This window comes from Paractinoplanes lichenicola, from assembly GCF_016785085.1.
Taxonomy (GTDB): Bacteria; Actinomycetota; Actinomycetes; order Mycobacteriales; family Micromonosporaceae; genus Actinoplanes; species Actinoplanes lichenicola.
The window spans coordinates 36035-52858 of record NZ_JAENHO010000020.1; the positions used below are offsets into that span (position 1 = coordinate 36035).

The following is a 16824-nucleotide window of genomic DNA, read 5'->3' on the forward strand; positions in this document are numbered from 1 at the left end:
TGGCGTAGAGTCGGGCATCGGCTCCGGCTGCGCGAGTCGGAAGGGGGCGAGGGTCATGGCGGGCAACGGCGATCGGGCAGAGGCCTGGACCTCTGCGCTCCGGGAGCAGCAGGGTTCCATGGACCTGGGCGCTGACCTGGGCCCGGCCGACCCGACGGCGTACACGATGCGCCGTCCGATCCCCGAGCCGATGCCGACCGATCGGCACGGTCCGGCCCGCATCATCGCCCTGGCCAACCAGAAGGGCGGCGTCGGTAAGACCACCACGACGATCAACCTGGGCGCCGCGCTGGCCGAATACGGCCGCAAGGTGCTGCTCGTCGACTTCGACCCGCAGGGCGCCTGCTCGGTCGGCCTGGGGGTCAACCCGCACAACCTCGACCTGAGCATCTACAACCTGCTCATGCAGGACGACGTCACCGCCGAGGACGTCATCATCAAGACCGATGTGGCCGGCCTGCACCTGCTGCCCGCCAACATCGACCTCTCGGCGGCCGAGATCCAGCTGGTCAACGAGGTCGCCCGCGAGATGGCGCTGGCCCGTGTGCTGCGCTCGGTCCGCAAGGAATACGACTTCATCCTGATCGACTGCCAGCCCTCGCTGGGCCTGCTGGCGATCAACGCGCTCACGATCGCGCACGGCGTGCTCATCCCGCTCGAGTGCGAGTTCTTTTCGCTGCGCGGTGTGGCCCTGCTGCTCGACACGATCGACAAGGTGCGCGAGCGGCTCAATTTCGACCTCGAGCTCGAGGGCATCCTGGCCACCATGTACGACTCGCGCACCACCCACTGCCGCCAGGTGCTGCAGCGCGTGGTCGAGGCGTTCGGCGACAAGGTCTACCAGACCGTCATCACCAAGACCGTCAAGTTCCCCGAGTCCACCGTGGCCGGCGCGCCCATCCTGACGCTTGACCCCGCGTCGTCCGGCGCTCGCAACTATCGGCAGCTCGCCCGCGAGGTCATCGCCGCCAAGGCCGAGCGCGGCTGACCCCTTGCTCTACGCTCTCGGTGAGCCGGTGGCGTTCGTCGCCCTGGTCGTCTCGTTCCTGCTCGCGATCGTGCTGCGCGCCGTCGCCATCCGCTTGACCGCGCGCAGCCTCGGCCTGGCCGAACGCCGCGATTCGATCGCCCCGCGCCTGCGAGAGGACGTCGACCCGTTCGGCGGTGTCGCGGCCGCGATCGGCGGCATGGGCTGGGGCAAGATGCTCTCGGTGGACGAGGTGCCCCGTTATCAGGGCCGCGGCAAAGCCATCGCCGTTTTCGCGGCCGGCCCGGTCGTCTGCATCGTCGTGTCCCAGTTGCTGATGCTCACGTACGCGCTGGCCTACCCGGAGAATGTGCTGTCGATTATCGGACCGGCCGATGTGCTGCTCGGCATCGGCCTGCCGATAGCGCATCAGGTGCTGCTGTCGCTGGCCGTCGGGCTGCTCTGCTTCGGCATCCTGGCCCTGATCCCGATCCCGCCGCTCGACGGCTTCGGCATCCTCTACAACGCCGTCCGGCGGCCCGGCCAGGGGCTTCAGTGGATGCGACTGTGGTTCGAGGAGAAAAACATCGGCATTCTGGTGCTGCTGATCCTCTGCATCTTCCCGTTCGGAACGCCGTTCCTGCTGCAGATCTTGAATGTCCTCGGATTGGTGTTCGTGCGCGTCTGGGGGTAACCCCTATGACCCCGGATTCGTGCCTTAAGGGGGAAACCTGGAGGCGATCTATAGCGCACGAGGCGCACTCTGAACGCATCAGTTCATTCGCTTCGTTCGTTCCGCTTCCGGAGATGATCGAGATGCGCAGCCAATTGCTCGCCGCCCGCGCCGCCGCCCTGTTCGCCAGCGACCTTCCGGCCGGTTCCCGGCCCAGCGCCGCTCTCGTCGAGGCCACGATCGCCGCGTCCGTCCGCACCTGCGGCGGCACCCGCGGTTGTGTGGCCGCCCTCGCCGCCGCGTACGGCGACTACCCGGAGACCGCCGTCGCCCGCATGCGCTGGGCGCGGAGTGTGGTCCAGGGTGTTTATGAACCCTCGCCCGACATGGTCTTGGCCGCTTGACCTCGTGGCCATGGCAGGATCGCGGCATGGCGGATCCCGGCAAGGTCGACTTCAAGAAAACGATCGCTGCTTACCGTGCTCGTCGCGCGTTCGAGATCGTGGACGTTCCCGAGCTGCAATACCTGATGGTCGACGGGCACGGGGATCCGAACACCTCGGTCTTCACCGACGCGGTCGAGGCGCTCTATCCGATCGCGTACAAGCTGAAATTCGCCAGTAAGAAATCGCTCGGCCGGGACTATGTGGTGATGCCGCTGGAAGGCTTGTGGTGGGCCGACGACATGGCCACTTTCACCGCCGCCCGCGACAAGTCCCGCTGGGACTGGACCCTCATGATCATGGTGCCGGAGTGGATCTCAGCGGAGATGTTCGCCGAGGTCGCGCCGCCGGAGTCGCCGGTTCGCCTGGAGTCGCTGGCCGAGGGCAAATGCGTGCAGACGCTGCATGTCGGGTCCTTCGACGACGAGGCCGGCGTGCTCGACGAAATGCACAATTCCTTCATTCCCTCGTACGGGATGAAGGTGACCGGCAAGCACCATGAGATCTATCTGAGTGACCGTCGCAAAACCGAACCGGCCAAGCTCCGTACGATCCTCAGGCAGCCTGTTCTCGAGTGATCGCGTGCACGGCGACGGGCTGCTCGAAGCCCGGCACCACGGTGTCGAACTCGTGGTGCAGGCCCAGCTTCTCCATGACCCGCCGGGATCGTTCGTTCGCCACGTGCCGGATGCTGACCAGGCGATCCAGGCCGAGCTCGTCGAAGCCGAACCGCAGCGACGACGCGGCCGCCTCGGTAGCGTAACCCTGTCCCCAGTGCCGCCGGTCGACGCGCCAGCCGATCTCCACCGCGGGCAGGATCTCGGGCAGGAAGTCGGGGATCGCCAGCCCGGCCCAGCCGATCAGCGAGCCGTCCTTCTCGATCGCGAACTGGCCGAAGCCGTGCTGCTGCCAGGAGCGCATCATCCTCCGCAGGCCCGCGGCGGTCTGCTCACGATCACGCACCGAACCGTCCATGATGTAGCGCATGACCTCGGGGTCGGCGTTGATCTCGGCCAGCGTGTCGAGGTCGTCCTCTCGCCATTCGCGCAGCAGCAGGCGTTCGGTCCGGCGGATCACTTCGCGTCCTCCAGGTAGGCGTTGATCGTTGAGCGCAGCCGGTTGACGGTGGTCTCGATGAGGTCGAGCTCGGCCGGCGAATGGTCGTGGAGCACGGCGTCGAGCCGGCGGGCGAGCGGCTCGTAGTATTCGTCGGCGTCGGCCTGGATGCCCGGCGTGGAGTGCAGGGTGACGATCCGGCGATCGCTGTTCTCCCTGGTCCGGACGATGCGCCCGGCCTCCTCGAGCCGATTCAGCAGGATCGAGGTGGCGCCCGTCGTGAGCCCGATCCGCTCGGCGAGCCGGGCCGGGGTGAGCGGCCGGCCGTGCTCCTCGGCGCTGATGATCTCGACGATCGCGGCCGCGTCGGTGGCGTGCATCTGCCGGCTCCGGGCGTATTGCCGCCCCAGCTCGCTCTGAATGGCGGCAAGGTCCCGCAGGCCGTCGAGGACCCGTTGCCGCTGCTGGTCCACCGTGACATCAGTCCCTTCGATTCTTGTTGCAACTTAGCAGACCCGCAAAGTATCTTTCCCGCAAAGCTACTTCGCGAGAAAGGGGTGTGGCATGGACGGCTTCGTGACCTCCCGTGACGGCACCAAAATCGGGTACAGGCGCTGCGGTGAGGGGCCCGGTCTGGTTCTGATCCAGGGCGCGATGGGGACCGCCGACACCTATCGCGACCTCGCGGAAGCGCTGTCGACCGACTTCACCGTCTGGACACCCGATCGCCGGGGGCGGGGAATGAGCCCCAAGCCGTACGACGGAGGCCACAGCATCGCCCGGGACGTGGCGGACGTGGACGCGCTGCTGGCCGAGGCGGGCGCCGGATACGTCTTCGGCCTCAGCTCCGGCGCCGTGATCACCCTCGAAGCAGCCCGTACGCTGCCCCGAGTCACCCGGGCGGCGGTCTACGAGCCGCCGTTCTACGCCGACGGCATCTCTCACGACGGCATCCGGCAGCTGAACGCCGAGATCGAACAGGGTCGCCTGCCGGCCGCGCTCGTCAGCTCGCTCCGCACCGCCGGAACCGCCCCGGCGCCATTGCGGATGCTGCCCGGACCGGTCGCCCGCCTGCTCGCCGCGGCCGTGCTCAAGGCCGACCCGGGCATGCGCGACCTGCTCCCCGGCATCCGGTACGACTTCAACGTCGTCGGCGGTATGGACGGCAAAATGACGGATTTCGCGCACCTCGACAAGCCGATGTTGCTGCTCAGCGGCACCAAGAGCCCAGCCTTTCTCCGTACGGCGATTCGCGAGCTCGCCGGCGTGCTGCCCCGGGCCACGCACGTCGAGTTCGACGGGCTCGACCATGCCGGCCCGTGGAACAGCGGCCGGCCCGATCTGGTCGCGGCGGCGCTGCGTGAGTTCTTCCTCTGATTGCGGCGGCGCCGCCGATTACGTCCGCTCCTATCTGCAGGCGCCGTTTCTCGCCGACGAGGCCCGCCGGTTGCGCGCGCTGGAGATCGTCCGGGCGGGCGGCCGGGTCGTCGTCGGCGGGATGATCTCGGCGGACCGCTGGGAACTGCGCGACTGGCTGACCGATGAGCTGGTCCGGGAGGGTTCCGCCGGTCCCGTCAGCCTGCTCGGCCTGTGCCATGCCGACACCCTGTACGCCGATGGTCCGGAGCCCGAGGTCGAAACCGTTCCGCTCTCGCTGCGCCGTGCCCTGGAGGATTGGGTCTGTGAGCCGGCGACCCCGGATGAGGACATCGCCGCGTTCGTCGGCTGGCCGGTGGGGCGAGTGCGGGAGCTGCGGTGATCGTCCGATATGTACCCATTTAGGGTGAGTCACTTGACGCCGGGTCGGGCGTTGATCATCAGGACTCGTACGTCTTGATCATGTCGGCGATGGGAGTGACCTGTGAGGCGGGAGCAGGTTGTCGGAGGCGTGGTCTACGGTCAGTTCGTGCCTGAAGAGTCGACCCACCCGCCCGCGCCTTCCCCGGCCCCTGAGGTGTCATCCGCCTTCGGTGCTGCCGCCGGCGAGCCCGAGCGTGCCGACGCCGACGGGGTCACGGTCAACGCCGACGGGGTCACGGTCAACGGCGACGGGGTCATGCTCGACGTCGACGAGGTCACGGTCAATGCCGACGGCGTGCCGGTCGATGCCGAGGGCAACTCGGTCGACGACGGCAAGTTCCTCGTCCGGCTCGACAACTTCACCGGCCCGTTCGACCTGCTGCTGCAGCTGATCGGCAAGCACAAGCTCGACGTCACCGAGGTCGCGCTGCATCAGGTCACCGACGACTTCATCGCGTACATCCGCGCCATGGGCGACGACTGGGATCTCGACGAGGCGAGCGAGTTCCTGCTGGTCGCGGCCACCCTGCTCGACCTCAAGGCGGCCCGCCTGCTGCCCGCGGCCGACGTCGAGGACGAGGAAGACCTGGCCCTGCTCGAGGCGCGCGACCTGCTCTTCGCCCGCCTGCTGCAATACAAGGCGTACAAGGAGGCCGCGGCCCACATCATGGAGCTCGAGGGCACCGGCATGCGCCGCTGGCCCCGCATGGTGACGATGGAGCCGCGCTACGCCGAGGCGCTGCCCGACCTGGTGCTCGGCATCGGCCCCGAGCGGCTGTTCAAGCTGGCCCTCAAGCAGTTCGCCCCGAAACCGGGCCCGCCGCAGGTGTCGATCGCGCACATCCACCAGGTGCGGGTCAGCGTCCGCGAACATGCGACCCTGCTGCGCGACCGCCTGCGCCGGGCCGGGCAGGCTACGTTCAGCCTGCTGGTCGCCGACTGCGACAACACGCTCGAGGTGGTGGCTCGGTTCCTGGCTTTGCTCGAGCTCTATCGCGAGGGGCTGATCGATTTCGAGCAGCCGGTGTCGCTGGACGAGCTGACGGTCCGCTGGATCGGCGGCGACGCCCCGGATGCCGACTTCGAGATCGACGACTACGAGGGCAGCAAACCCGAGGTCGACACGGCGGCGTCCGAGCCGGGCGACGAGCCGGCGGCCGACTCCGACTCTGCCGACTACGACTCCGCCGACTCCGCCGTCGCTCTTGCCGGCGATCTTGATGATGGCGACGAGGAAGACGAGGACAGCGACCTCGACGACTTCGACTTCGAGCTGATCGAGGAGCCGCCCGGCGTGGGCGTCGGCGGCGCTGCGGATGTGCGCGGGGCTGTCGCTGATGCGGCGACGCTTGACGATCTCGATGGTGACGGCGGCGAATCCGGTTCTGGGGCCGCGCGGCTCGACCGGGACGAGGATGAGGCCGGGGGTTCCGCGGATCCAGGCAGCCGGCCCGCGAGTAGCGACGTGCCGGAATCGGGTAGTCGTGGGCTCGAGTCGGGGGATCGGGGGGTCTTCGCCCGGCTTGACGAGCGTGATGATCTTGGCGGGGAAGACGACGACGCGGAGGAACGATCGTGAGCAGCGACGAGCGGCAGGACTCACTTGCGGCGCAGGCGGCCGCCTGGGTGCCACCGTGGGAGCGTGCACCGCGGCCGCCGGATCGGGAGTTTCAGCAGAAGGCCGAGGCTGACGCGCGGGAATCGGAGCTCGCCGGGCCTGAGGACGGGGAGTCGCTCGACGAGGCCGGGCTCTCCGATGACGACGACGACTTCGACCCTGCGTTCGAGGGGCCAAACCCGGCAGCGGGTCGGGACGAGCCGGTCGTGGCGCAGGCATCGGTCGCTGACGACGGGGCCGCTGTTGAAGAGCCGGCCCTGGGGGAGCCGGGGGACGAGCGCGCGGGTGTCGACGCGGCGGTTGACGAGCCGGAGCGGGAGCCTGTCGAGGTTTCGCCAGGGCCGGAACTGCCGTTGCCTGAGTCGATCGAGCAAGCCGTCGACGCCGCGGATGCCGATGAGCCTGGCACGCCGGTGGATGCGCCGTTGCCTCCGGAGGGGGACGACGCGGGGGACGTGTTCGACGCGGCGGCCGACGACGACGTGAGCGATGACGGCGAGATGGATCTGCCGTTCGCGGACGAGGTGCCGGCGTCGAGCAACGACTACGACGACGATGACGACGTCAGCGATCTCGACGAGGACGATGACAACGTTGCTACGGCGGTCGCGGGCGGGGCGGCCGCAGTCGCGGGCGGTGACGACGAGGCGGGCTTGTCGGCGGACGGCGATGGCAGCGCCGAAAAAGTGGACAAAACGGCTGTCAGTGCGGGCGGTTCGGCAACCGAGCTGGATGTAGCGGCGGCGGGTGCGGACGTCACGGAGACCGGGCCGGATGTAACGGCGGACGGGGCAGGCAAGCCGGCGGGTAAGGCGAGGGCTCGTAAAAGCAGGGCCGGTGACGCGGGTAAGGACAGCGCGGCCCCGGCTGCGTCCGGGGGGAAGCCTGCTGCTGTGCCGGGGCAGAAGCGCCGGGCCGGCGAGCCCCTCGGGACGGGCGATGAGCCGACGACTCGTACGGAAGACGAATTTGATCTTCCGGGGTTGACTGAGGATGCGGAGCTGGCGGGGGCCCTGGAGGCGATCATGCTGGTCGTCGACGAGCCGGTGGCGGAGTTGCAGCTGGCGCAGATCCTGGAGCAGCCGACCGAGCGGATCGCGGCGATGCTCGACAATCTGTCGGCGCGATACACGGCGGCCGGGCACGGTTTTGACCTGCGCAGGGTGGCGGGTGGCTGGCGTCTCTACACGCGGCCGGAATACGCGGCGTACGTGGAGCGGTTCGTTCTCGACGGGCAGTCTGTGCGGCTGACCCAGGCGGCGCTGGAGACACTGGCCGTGGTCGCGTACAAGCAGCCGGTGACTCGTTCGCGCATCAGCGCCATCCGCGGTGTGAACTGCGACGGCGTCATGCGTACGCTTGCTACCCGCGGCCTGATCGAGGAATGCGGCACCGAGAGCGAAACCGGGGCACACCTGTATCGCACGACGGGGCTGTTCCTCGAGAAGCTCGGCCTCAACTCGGTCGATCAGCTGCCGCCGCTCGCCCCGTTCCTGCCCGACGATGTGGAAGAAGTGCTTGATGCCACAGGCTGACACCGCCGAACGCCTCCAGAAAGTCCTGGCGGCGGCCGGTGTTGGATCCCGGCGCGCCTGCGAAGACCTGATCTTCCGGCGGCGCGTCACGGTCAACGGCAAGGTCGCCAAGCTCGGCGACAAGGTCGACCCCACCACTGCCGAGATCCTCGTCGACGGGCAGCGGGTGATCACCAACACCAAGCTCGTCTACCTGGCGCTCAACAAGCCGCGCGGCGTCGTCTCCTCGCTCGACGACGAGAAGGGCCGCACCGAGCTGGCGGATTTCGTCGGCCAGTTCGACGTGCGGCTGCACCACGTGGGCCGGCTCGACGCCGACTCCGAGGGCCTGCTGCTGATCACCAACGACGGCGAGCTCACCAACAAGCTGACGCACCCGCGTTACGAGATCCAGAAGACGTACGTGGCCGAGGTCATCAACGGCCCGCTGCCCCGCAACGTCGGCCGTCAGCTGCTCGCCGGCGTCGAGCTCGAGGACGGCCCGGCCAAGGCCGACTCGTTCAAGCTGCTCGGCGCGCTCGGCAAGACCGCGCAGGTCGAGATCGTGCTGCACGAGGGCCGCAAGCACATCGTGCGCCGCATGCTCGAAGAGGTCGGCCACCCGGTCACGCGCCTGATCCGCACCGCCGTCGGCCCCGTGCGCCTCGGTGACCTGCGCCCGGGCGGCTTCCGTCACCTGTCGCCGGCCGAGATCGCGGCTCTGTTCAAGGCCGCCGGCGACTAAACCCTTTTCCGTACGCCTCGTCGGCCCCGACAAAAGCATCGGGGCCGAACCGGGGGCGCCTCGCGGCCGGGTGCCAGGAAAGGCCGTAGCGCGGGCTCCGGCCGTGGCGTTTACTCGAGCACGACCACGAGCTTGCCGACCGTATGGTTTCGCGCGAAGTCCGTCAGAGCCCGCACGGCGTCGTCGATCGGATAGGTCGCGGCGACGGTCGGCCGCAGTGACGCCACCTCGGCCATGCCACCGAACCGCCCGTCCAGGTCGAGCACCAGCTCGAACCGGATGTCGTCGCGCCCGATCATCTCGGGCCGCGGCGGCGGGAACGTGATCGTGAACAGCCGCCCACCCGGACGCATCGCCGTCGCCGCCCGCTGCAGCCGGTCGGTGGGCAGCACCAGGTTGAGCCCCAGGTCCACGTCGGCCGGGTAGGCGTCGTTGTAGCCGATCACCGTCTTGGCCCCGAGCTCGTGCAGCAGGTCGCGGTCGCCCGCGTGCCCGGTGGCGATGACGTTGGTGTGCCGGAGCAGCGGCAGGACGGTTGTCCCGACGCCGCCGGTCGCCCCGATCACCAGGACGGTCTCGCCCTCTTTGGGCTGCGCGCCGGCGATCAGGGCATGCGCGGTGAGCCCCGCCGTGGGCAGCGCGGCGGCGTCGATCGGGCTCAACTCGGCCGGCCGGTGCGCGATGAACGGCGTACCGGCCTCGAAGACCGCGTATTCGGCCATCGCCCCGCTCGTCATGGACGGGTTGGCGCCGGCCATCGCCTTGAGCGCCCGCGGCACGGCATGACCGAAGACCTCGTCACCTTCCGCGTAGCGATCGACCCCGTCCCCGACCTTGGTGACCGTGCCCGCGAAGTCGTTCCCGACCGTGTGCGGAAACGTGAGTGGCGTCTGCTCCCGGTAGGCGCCGCTCGGAATGACGATGTCACCCGGGTTGATCGAGGCGGCGGCGATGCGAACCTGGATCTGGCCGGGCCCCGGCTCGGGGACGGGCAGGTCGGCCAGGGCGTAGCTCTCGGGCGGGCCGTAATTGTGGGCGACGACTGCCTTCATGGCATTCCTCCGGGCTCTAAGCGGACCGTGCGGTCACGTTAGAGCTAAACGGACCGGGCGGTCAACTTGTTAGTCTTCGGCCCGTGACCACCGACCGTCCGCTGCGGGCCGACGCCGCCCGCAACCGCGCCTCCTTACTGGCCGCGGCGACCGCCGAGTTCGCCGAGCGGGGATTCGACGCGTCAGTGGCCGACATCGCGCGCCGCGCCGGCATCGGCAAGGGCACCGTCTTCCGGCACTTCCCGACCAAGGACGACCTGCTGGCCGCCGTCGTGCTCGACCGCATCGACGGCCTGGCCGCGCTGGCCCGCGAGCTGATCGAGGCGCCGTCGCCGGGTCCGGCGCTGCGGCAGTTGATGGAGGCCGCGGCCGGACAGCAGCGGCAGCTCGACCTGTCGTTCCTGCGCGAGGCCGGTGGCGTCAACGCCCGCCTGGACGACGCCCGCACCGACCTGTTCGCGTCGATCACCGCGCTGGTCGAGCGGGCCCAGGCCGCCGGTGCGATCCGCCCCGACATCTCGGGCCTGGACGTCATCCTGCTCATGTGCGCGCCGAACTACGTGGTCAGCTACGTGCCCGACCCCGCCCCCGACCTGTGGCGGCGCTATCTGGCGATCATTTTTGACGGCCTGAGCCCGGACGGCGCCGGGCCGCTTCCCGCTTAAGTCGTTTCAGCGACGGCGCCACGGCATGATCGTCGCCCAGACCGCCTTGCCCGCCCCGGAGGGCATCGCGCCCCACAGGGTGGCGGCCGCGTGCACGGCGTGCAGGCCGCTTCCGCGCCGGGCGAACTGCACGACGGCGCTCATCTGGGGCAGGCGCGGATCGTTGTCGCAGACGGCCAGGTGCACGCCGTTGCCGCGGCGCGAGATGACCACGGTGATCGGCGGCCGGGCGTGCTCGACCGCGTTCGTCACCAGCTCGGAGACGATCAGCCGGCACCGGTCGACCAGGTCGGGCAGCCGCCAGGCCTCGCACGCCTCGGAGACCACCGCCCGGGCCGTCGCCGCGGCCGCGGGGTCGGGGGACAGGCCGAGATCGAACCGCCCGGTCAGCCGGCGCGCGGCCGCGTCGCGAGTGGCTGCGAGGCTCGGGAAGACGTGCAGGCTCCGGAGCGCGCCGGTGCGGTGCAGCCGGACGGCGAGGCCGGTGTCGCCGGGCACGTGGAGCAACACCCGTACGGGTGGCTCGATCGCGTCGGCCGCGCGGTCGGCCCGCACCCAGGTCGCGGCGCTGTCACCGCCGCTGTCGACCAGGTGCGCGGTGTCGATGAGGAGTGCGGACGGGCGCTCGGCCAGGCATTTCTCGACGGCGCAGTCGGTCGCCCGGCGCAGCCGGCGTCCCCAGATGCCGTGCGGAGCGACGGTGACCGTGGACGACGGCGCGTTCAAGCTCACCGCGATCCCGTCACCCTGCCCCGGCTCGAAGCGTTCCCACAGAAAGGGCGGACCCATGACGGACCCAACGAGCCGGATTACGCGGAGAGAACGCCACCAAGCGCATGCATTCGCGTTTCGCCAACTGCGACAAAGCGCCCGTCTAGTCCAGCGTGCGCAGCGCCTCGACCACCGGGGCGTACAGGCGGCTCTTGATCGTCTTGAGCGTGGGGCCGGCCTTGGCGACGTGGGCGGCGGCCAGCTCGACGGCGGTGCTGACGACCTCGGACTCGGGCAGCGCCTGGTCGACGATCTGCCGGCCCGCGGCCTCGGTGCCGCCGAAGCGACGGGCCAGCACCATGGCCTCGTGCGCGGTCTGCGGGTTGAGACGCGACTGGATGAGAGCGGACATTCCCGGCGTGAACGGGATGTTGATGTCGGCCTCGGGCAGGCACCAGAAGCCGCGATCGGCGCGCATGATGCGGACGTCGTGGGCGAGCGAGAGCATGGCGCCGGCGGCGAACGTGTGGCCCTGCAGGGCGGCGACGGTCACGAAGGGCGCGGTCAGCATGCGGATGAGCAGGGCCTGCACGCGTACGCCGTAATCGGTGTACTGCTCCGGGTGGGCCATGAGCCACTCGAGGTCGAGGCCGTTCGACCAGATCTTGCCGGTCGCCTTCGTCACGAGAGCGCGCGGTTCGTCGCTTTTCTCGACCTCGTCAAGAAGGGACTCGACCTCGGTCAGCCAGTCGGGATGGAAGCGGTTCTCGCCGTCGCCGAGATCGAGGACGTAGACCGATTCGTGGCGTTCGAGCGCAGGCATGGCAGCTCCTCTGAGGTTACTGCTCGGTAACATACCCTAGTTCGTCGCTCATCGGTGCGACGGGCACAATGGGAGGGTTGGTCGGGCGGGCAAACCTTGGAGGAACGGTGGCGGAAGCAGCACGGCCGGAGAAGTGCGTGGTCGCGGTCGACGGCCCGTCCGGTTCCGGCAAGTCCACCGTGTCCCGGCGGCTGGCCGCCCAGGTCGACGGCGTCTATCTCGACACCGGCGCCATGTACAGGGCCGTGACCTGGTCGGTTCTGCAGGCCGGGGTCGACCTCAGCGACCCCGACGCCATCGCGAAGATCGCGCTCGAGACCGAGCTGTCGATCGGCACCGACCCCAAGGCGCCGAGCTTCGCGGCCAACGGCACCAACGTCGACGAGCCCATCCGCGGCGTCGAGGTCACCCAGGCCGTGTCGGCCGTCGCCGCCGTGCCCGCCGTCCGCAAGCACCTCGTCGCGCTGCAGCAGGCGATCATCGCCGGCCACCCGCGCATCATCGTCGAGGGCCGCGACATCGCCTCGGTCGTCGCGCCCGACGCCGACCTCAAGGTCTATCTGACCGCCTCCTCGGCCGCCCGGGCCGCGCGCCGCAGCGCCGAGGACTCCGCCGACGTCAAGGCGACCGAGGCCGACCTGGCCCGCCGCGACAAGCTCGACTCGACCCGCAAGACCGACCCGCTCAAGCTGGCCGACGACGCGATCGAGGTCGACACGACCGGCATCGGCATCGACGAGGTCGTCGCGTACGTCCTGAATCTTCTGAACAGCAAGGTGAAATCGTGAGTGAAGTCCCTTTGGACGTTCTGTCCGAGGACTCCGACACCGGCCCGGCCCCCGTCGTGGCCGTGGTCGGCCGCCCCAACGTGGGCAAATCCACCCTGGTCAACCGCATCATCGGCCGCCGCCAAGCGGTAGTCGAGGACGTCCCCGGCGTCACCCGCGACCGCGTCCCCTACGACGCGCAATGGAATGGTCGCCGCTTCACCGTGGTCGACACCGGCGGCTGGGAACCCGACGCCCGCGACCGCGCCGCGGCCATCGCGGCCCAGGCCGAGATCGCCGTCCAGACCGCCGACGTGGTCGTCTTCGTAGTCGACGTCTCGGTCGGCGCCACGGACGTCGACGAGGCCGCGGTCAAGATGCTGCGCCGCTCGCACAAGCCGGTCATCCTCGTCGCCAACAAAGCCGACAACAACTCGCTCGAGCTGGAGGCTGTCTCGCTCTGGTCCCTGGGCCTGGGCGAACCCCACCCGATCTCGGCCCTGCACGGCCGCGGCTCGGGCGACCTGCTCGACGACATCCTCAACGCCCTCCCCGAACCCCCGCCGATCGTCGAGGACGGCCCCCGCGGCCCCCGTCGTGTCGCGCTGGTCGGCCGCCCCAACGTCGGCAAGTCGTCCCTGCTCAACCGCGTGTCCAAGGAGGAGCGGGCAGTCGTCGACTCGGTCGCCGGCACCACCGTCGACCCGGTGGACAGCCTGGTCGAGATGGACGGCGAAACCTGGCAGTTCGTCGACACCGCAGGCCTGCGCAAACGAGTGAACCAGGCCTCCGGCACGGAGTACTACGCGTCCCTCCGCACGGCCGGCGCCGTGGAAGCGGCCGAGGTCGCCGTAGTGCTGCTCGACTCCGCCGAGACCATCTCCGAGCAGGACCAACGCGTGCTGACCCAGGTCGTCGAGGCCGGCAAGGCGTTGGTGATCGCCTTCAACAAGTGGGACCTGGTCGACGCCGACCGCCGCATCTATCTGGACAAGGAAATCGAGCGCGAACTCAAGCGCATCCCGTGGGCGATCCGCGTCAACATCTCGGCCAAGACCGGCCGGGCCGTCGACAAGCTCGCCCCTGCTCTGCGCCGCGCTTTGGCTTCGTGGGAGCAGCGGGTGCCTACTGGTGCCCTCAACCAGTGGCTCACGGCTTTGACCCAGGCCACCCCCCACCCCGTACGAGGGGGTCGCGCCCCTCGGATTTTGTTCGCCACCCAGGCTGGGGTGGCGCCGCCGCGGTTTGTGCTCTTCACTACTGGGCCGCTCGACGCCGGCTACCAGCGCTTCGTAGAGCGGAAGCTCCGCGAGGAGTTCGGCTTCGAGGGCTCACCCATCGAGGTCTCGGTCAAACCCCGCAAGAAGACAGGCCCGGGGGGTCGGGGCAAGGCCCACGGGTAGGACTTGCTAAGCTTTCCGAGTTGCCGCGCGGTGTTAGTGCCGGGCGGCGGCGGGCTGTAGCGCAGCTTGGTAGCGCACTTGACTGGGGGTCAAGGGGTCGCAGGTTCAAATCCTGTCAGCCCGACATGGAAAAAGGCCAGCTTAGCTGGCCTTTTTCATTTGCCAGCGTAACTGCCTTCCGATCTCCGTGACACGCATTTTTGCCCGAACGCGCGTACGGTTTACGCGTCTGTTGTTGATCGGCTCCTCCTTTCCTACCCGTGGCGCGGTGCTGCTTCGGGCACCGCTGTGGTCCTGCTCTCCTGGAATGTGGCGCTGAGCTGGTGAAACGTGTCCGGAGGCGCCTGGCTTTCAGGACTTAGGCGGTCGCCGTGGTTGCCGGCGTCTGTCGATGTCTACTGTGGATTATCGTGACACCTGAGTGACACGAACGCTCGTACGGTGATCTTTGCTTGGTGCTTTGGCCGGGCCGGTGAATCCATGATTGCGCTTGGCGGCGAGGTGCGGGTTGTCGGCCGTGGGAGAGTTTGTCGGTGCCGACCGTGCACGTAGAGCGATAGCGGGTGGCTATCGCAAGGGGTAGGCCGTAGCGCGGCATGCTTGCCGCCGCTGTCGTCGACGCGGCCACGGTGCCCGGTGCGTAAGCCGGGCACTGCCGCCCCGCGGATCTACCCGCGTGCCGTCGTCGCGGCGGACGCCGAGACTTGACCGTCGTTGCGACACTTCACTCGATGGATCCGCTGAGAGATTTTGGGCGCAACGACCCGTGTTGGTGTGGTGCGGCCCGCAAGTACAAGGCTTGTCACGGACGGCATCAACCGCCGTCCGTTCCCGGTCAACCGATCGTGCATCCTGACGACGCAGACCGCGTGTGGTTGTCGCCGACCACTTCAATGACCCGTGACGCCCTCCGGCGTCCCGATGCCGGTGTCCCTCTGGTCCTGCCGCTCGGGCGGCCACAGAGCCGCCCGGTCGACATCGACCCCGCCGTTCAGGTGCTGCTGGACGCGCCCCGGTACACCACGCAACCGCTTCCGGTTCTGGGTAAACAACGCTTCGAGGTTTTCGACCACACGCAGCACGACCGTGATGCCCTGGCCGACGGCGTCGCCGATATCGCCGTTGCTGTTTCTCAAGCTCTTGGCGAGCTGGACCTTCGGCCCGGGGGCCGGCCGACGATCCTCTGGAACGACGAGGTCGATGCCGCCCGGTTCGTAGGTCAGACCCTGCTGTTCGCCGATCATGTCTGCGTCCCCGACCGAGTCTTCGCCGCTCTCATCGACGACCGAGACGACGATACGGTCCGCGAAGCGATCGCCGAACAGCGCCGTCTTCGCCCGCTTATCGAAGCCGGCGTCGTCGTGCCTGTCCCCGAAGCGCTCGGCGTCGCCGCTCAAGCCGGGGCTGTCGACGCGATGACCCAACGCGACCTGCGGCGTCGCGATCTCACCGATTGGGTGCGCAGCCAGCTCATCGTCGAAGGCCCCACCGCCCGCGAGGCGATGTTCATCAACGCGATCGACGACTTCGACTCCGGGCAGATGTGGCTGCTGTCGCGGCGCACCGTCGTCAACGAGCAGCCCGACGGCCGGAACGCTTTCACCGCCGATCTCCTCGGCAACTACGACCCCGCCCACGACTACGACCCTTGGAAACAGCAGAACCTCGACAAGGCCGTCGGCGAGTACCTGCGGCATGCCAACGAACGACTCATCGCCGGTAAAGTCTTCGCTGCCGACTACCTCACCACCTCGCCCTTCCGGGCTCGGCTTCTCGCCCGCAAGGGCGCACTGCCCGATCAACCGATCCACTCTGCGGTCTGGGCTGACATCCCCATCCTGCCCGGCGCCGATCCCGCCACCGTGGCCCGCGCTGCCGCTGAGGATGAAGCCGTCGAGGATCTTCGCCAGAAGGTCCGCAACGCTCTGCGCGGCGCTCGTGACCTCGGCGCCGGCGCTGACGCCCTTACCGGGCTCGGTGACGAACTCGCCCACGCCAGCCGCAAACTTCAAGCCGCTGTCCACACCGAGCGCCGCTGGAAAGTCCTCGTCCCCGCCCTTGCCGGACTCGGCGCCATCGCCCTGGGCGCGGCGGGCCCCGCGGCCATCGTTGGTGGCGTCCTGAGCGTGGTCGGCGGGCTTGTGCCGAACTTGGCCGACAGCGCGGCGCGACGGCGCGAGGCAGCCTACCTGTTCTATCTGGCCAACCGGACCCCTCGACTCCGGCGTTGAAGCGCCCGGTCCCACGGCGACCGGGTGCCTCGGCCGCCGGCAGGCGGAGCTGGCGAGCCGTGAGGACCGTGTGCGCCCTCAGCGCCGCTGTGCAAACCCGTGGCCAGGACTGTGCTTCAGAGTCGGTCCTGTGACGGCGCGGGACGCTTGCCGTGGGAAGACCGGTTCCCGTCCGTCAGCCTGCAGCGAGCCACCAGCGGTCAACCGGCGATGGAAGTGTCGACGTCCACGTGTTGCCGGGCGGCGGGATGACTAGGCGGGCGTTGTTATCCTTGACAGTTCACTGATGACGTGTTGCTGGACGCTGGCTGGCTGGAGGTCACTACGCAACCCAGGCCGCAAGGCCGCAGCACGGG

17 protein-coding genes, 1 tRNA gene and 1 pseudogene are annotated in these 16824 nt (G+C 69.0%); 14 read left to right on the forward strand and 5 right to left on the reverse strand.

Going from position 1 to position 16824, the window contains the following annotated elements:
- Window positions 1-55: 55 nt before the first annotated feature.
- The 4 genes from JKJ07_RS45485 (at window position 56) to JKJ07_RS45500 (ending at window position 2661) form a co-directional block, all read left to right on the forward strand.
- On the forward strand, window positions 56-988 hold the full coding sequence (locus tag JKJ07_RS45485; protein WP_184948925.1) for a ParA family protein: 933 nt from the start codon (window positions 56-58) through the stop codon (window positions 986-988).
- Between the two features lie 4 nt (window positions 989-992).
- Window positions 993-1661: a zinc metalloprotease gene (locus JKJ07_RS45490; RefSeq protein ID WP_202998322.1), complete on the forward strand. Its 669-nt coding sequence runs from the start codon at window positions 993-995 to the stop codon at window positions 1659-1661.
- A 122-nt stretch (window positions 1662-1783) separates the two neighbouring features.
- Window positions 1784-2044 (forward strand): hypothetical protein, encoded by a 261-nt coding sequence (locus JKJ07_RS45495; protein WP_202998323.1) that lies wholly within the window; start codon window positions 1784-1786, stop codon window positions 2042-2044.
- A 26-nt stretch (window positions 2045-2070) separates the two neighbouring features.
- A complete protein-coding gene (locus JKJ07_RS45500) occupies window positions 2071-2661 on the forward strand; it encodes a GyrI-like domain-containing protein (RefSeq protein WP_202998324.1) in 591 nt (196 codons plus the stop codon).
- On the opposite strand, the gene JKJ07_RS45505 is transcribed toward JKJ07_RS45500, so the two are convergent.
- Together JKJ07_RS45505 and JKJ07_RS45510 are read right to left on the reverse strand one after the other, a co-directional pair.
- Entirely contained in the window at window positions 2639-3160 is a 522-nt protein-coding gene (locus JKJ07_RS45505; RefSeq protein WP_202998325.1) for a GNAT family N-acetyltransferase, read from the reverse strand. The genes JKJ07_RS45500 and JKJ07_RS45505 overlap by 23 nt on opposite strands.
- Entirely contained in the window at window positions 3157-3612 is a 456-nt protein-coding gene (locus JKJ07_RS45510; RefSeq protein ID WP_307834781.1) for a MarR family winged helix-turn-helix transcriptional regulator, read from the reverse strand. Before JKJ07_RS45510 ends, JKJ07_RS45505 begins: the two co-directional genes overlap by 4 nt.
- A 91-nt stretch (window positions 3613-3703) precedes the next feature.
- Here JKJ07_RS45510 and JKJ07_RS45515 point away from each other — a divergent pair, with 91 nt between their 5' ends.
- From JKJ07_RS45515 to JKJ07_RS45535, 5 genes and pseudogenes are all read left to right on the forward strand, one after another.
- A complete protein-coding gene (locus JKJ07_RS45515) occupies window positions 3704-4516 on the forward strand; it encodes an alpha/beta fold hydrolase (protein ID WP_202998326.1) in 813 nt (270 codons plus the stop codon).
- Window positions 4500-4898 carry a hypothetical protein gene (locus JKJ07_RS45520; RefSeq protein WP_202998327.1) on the forward strand — a complete coding sequence of 133 codons (399 nt, stop codon included), beginning with the start codon at window positions 4500-4502 and terminating at the stop codon, window positions 4896-4898. The genes JKJ07_RS45515 and JKJ07_RS45520 overlap by 17 nt, the downstream gene beginning before the upstream one ends.
- Before the next feature lie 297 nt (window positions 4899-5195).
- Window positions 5196-6176 (forward strand): annotated as a pseudogene (locus JKJ07_RS45525) (segregation and condensation protein A); the annotation flags it as partial.
- Window positions 6177-7210: 1034 nt separating this feature from the next.
- Entirely contained in the window at window positions 7211-8092 is an 882-nt protein-coding gene (gene scpB / locus JKJ07_RS50775; RefSeq protein ID WP_438871508.1) for an SMC-Scp complex subunit ScpB, read from the forward strand.
- Window positions 8061-8816, forward strand: a complete 756-nt coding sequence (locus tag JKJ07_RS45535) for a pseudouridine synthase (RefSeq protein WP_202998329.1) — start codon at window positions 8061-8063, stop codon at window positions 8814-8816. The genes scpB and JKJ07_RS45535 overlap by 32 nt, the downstream gene beginning before the upstream one ends.
- Before the next feature lie 110 nt (window positions 8817-8926).
- On the opposite strand, the gene JKJ07_RS45540 is transcribed toward JKJ07_RS45535, so the two are convergent.
- Window positions 8927-9868 carry an NADP-dependent oxidoreductase gene (locus tag JKJ07_RS45540; RefSeq protein WP_202998330.1) on the reverse strand — a complete coding sequence of 314 codons (942 nt, stop codon included), beginning with the start codon at window positions 9866-9868 and terminating at the stop codon, window positions 8927-8929.
- A gap of 83 nt (window positions 9869-9951) precedes the next feature.
- On the opposite strand from JKJ07_RS45540, the gene JKJ07_RS45545 reads away from it, so the two are divergent.
- Window positions 9952-10533 carry a TetR/AcrR family transcriptional regulator gene (locus JKJ07_RS45545; RefSeq protein WP_202998331.1) on the forward strand — a complete coding sequence of 194 codons (582 nt, stop codon included), beginning with the start codon at window positions 9952-9954 and terminating at the stop codon, window positions 10531-10533.
- Window positions 10534-10539: 6 nt separating this feature from the next.
- Here JKJ07_RS45545 and JKJ07_RS45550 read toward each other — a convergent pair whose 3' ends face one another.
- Together JKJ07_RS45550 and JKJ07_RS45555 are read right to left on the reverse strand one after the other, a co-directional pair.
- The gene (locus tag JKJ07_RS45550; protein ID WP_202998332.1) at window positions 10540-11322 is read right to left on the reverse strand and encodes an ATP-binding protein; all 783 of its coding nucleotides are present in this window, start codon (window positions 11320-11322) and stop codon (window positions 10540-10542) included.
- Window positions 11323-11407: 85 nt separating this feature from the next.
- Window positions 11408-12067, reverse strand: coding sequence for an enoyl-CoA hydratase/isomerase family protein (locus JKJ07_RS45555; protein WP_202998333.1), 660 nt, complete (start codon window positions 12065-12067; stop codon window positions 11408-11410).
- 107 nt (window positions 12068-12174) lie between these two features.
- Between JKJ07_RS45555 and cmk the strand changes: the two genes are divergently transcribed.
- The 4 genes from cmk to JKJ07_RS45575 all read left to right on the forward strand — a co-directional run bounded on the left by cmk (window position 12175) and on the right by JKJ07_RS45575 (window position 16468).
- Window positions 12175-12855, forward strand: a complete 681-nt coding sequence (gene cmk / locus JKJ07_RS45560; RefSeq protein WP_307834782.1) for a (d)CMP kinase — start codon at window positions 12175-12177, stop codon at window positions 12853-12855.
- The gene (der, locus tag JKJ07_RS45565; RefSeq protein WP_307834783.1) at window positions 12852-14237 is read left to right on the forward strand and encodes a ribosome biogenesis GTPase Der; all 1386 of its coding nucleotides are present in this window, start codon (window positions 12852-12854) and stop codon (window positions 14235-14237) included. Before cmk ends, der begins: the two co-directional genes overlap by 4 nt.
- 50 nt (window positions 14238-14287) lie before the next feature.
- Window positions 14288-14361 (forward strand) — tRNA-Pro (locus tag JKJ07_RS45570).
- Window positions 14362-14968: 607 nt separating this feature from the next.
- Complete coding sequence (locus JKJ07_RS45575) at window positions 14969-16468, forward strand: SEC-C domain-containing protein (RefSeq protein ID WP_202998335.1); 1500 nt, start codon at window positions 14969-14971, stop codon at window positions 16466-16468.
- The last annotated feature ends 356 nt before the right edge of the window (window positions 16469-16824 follow it).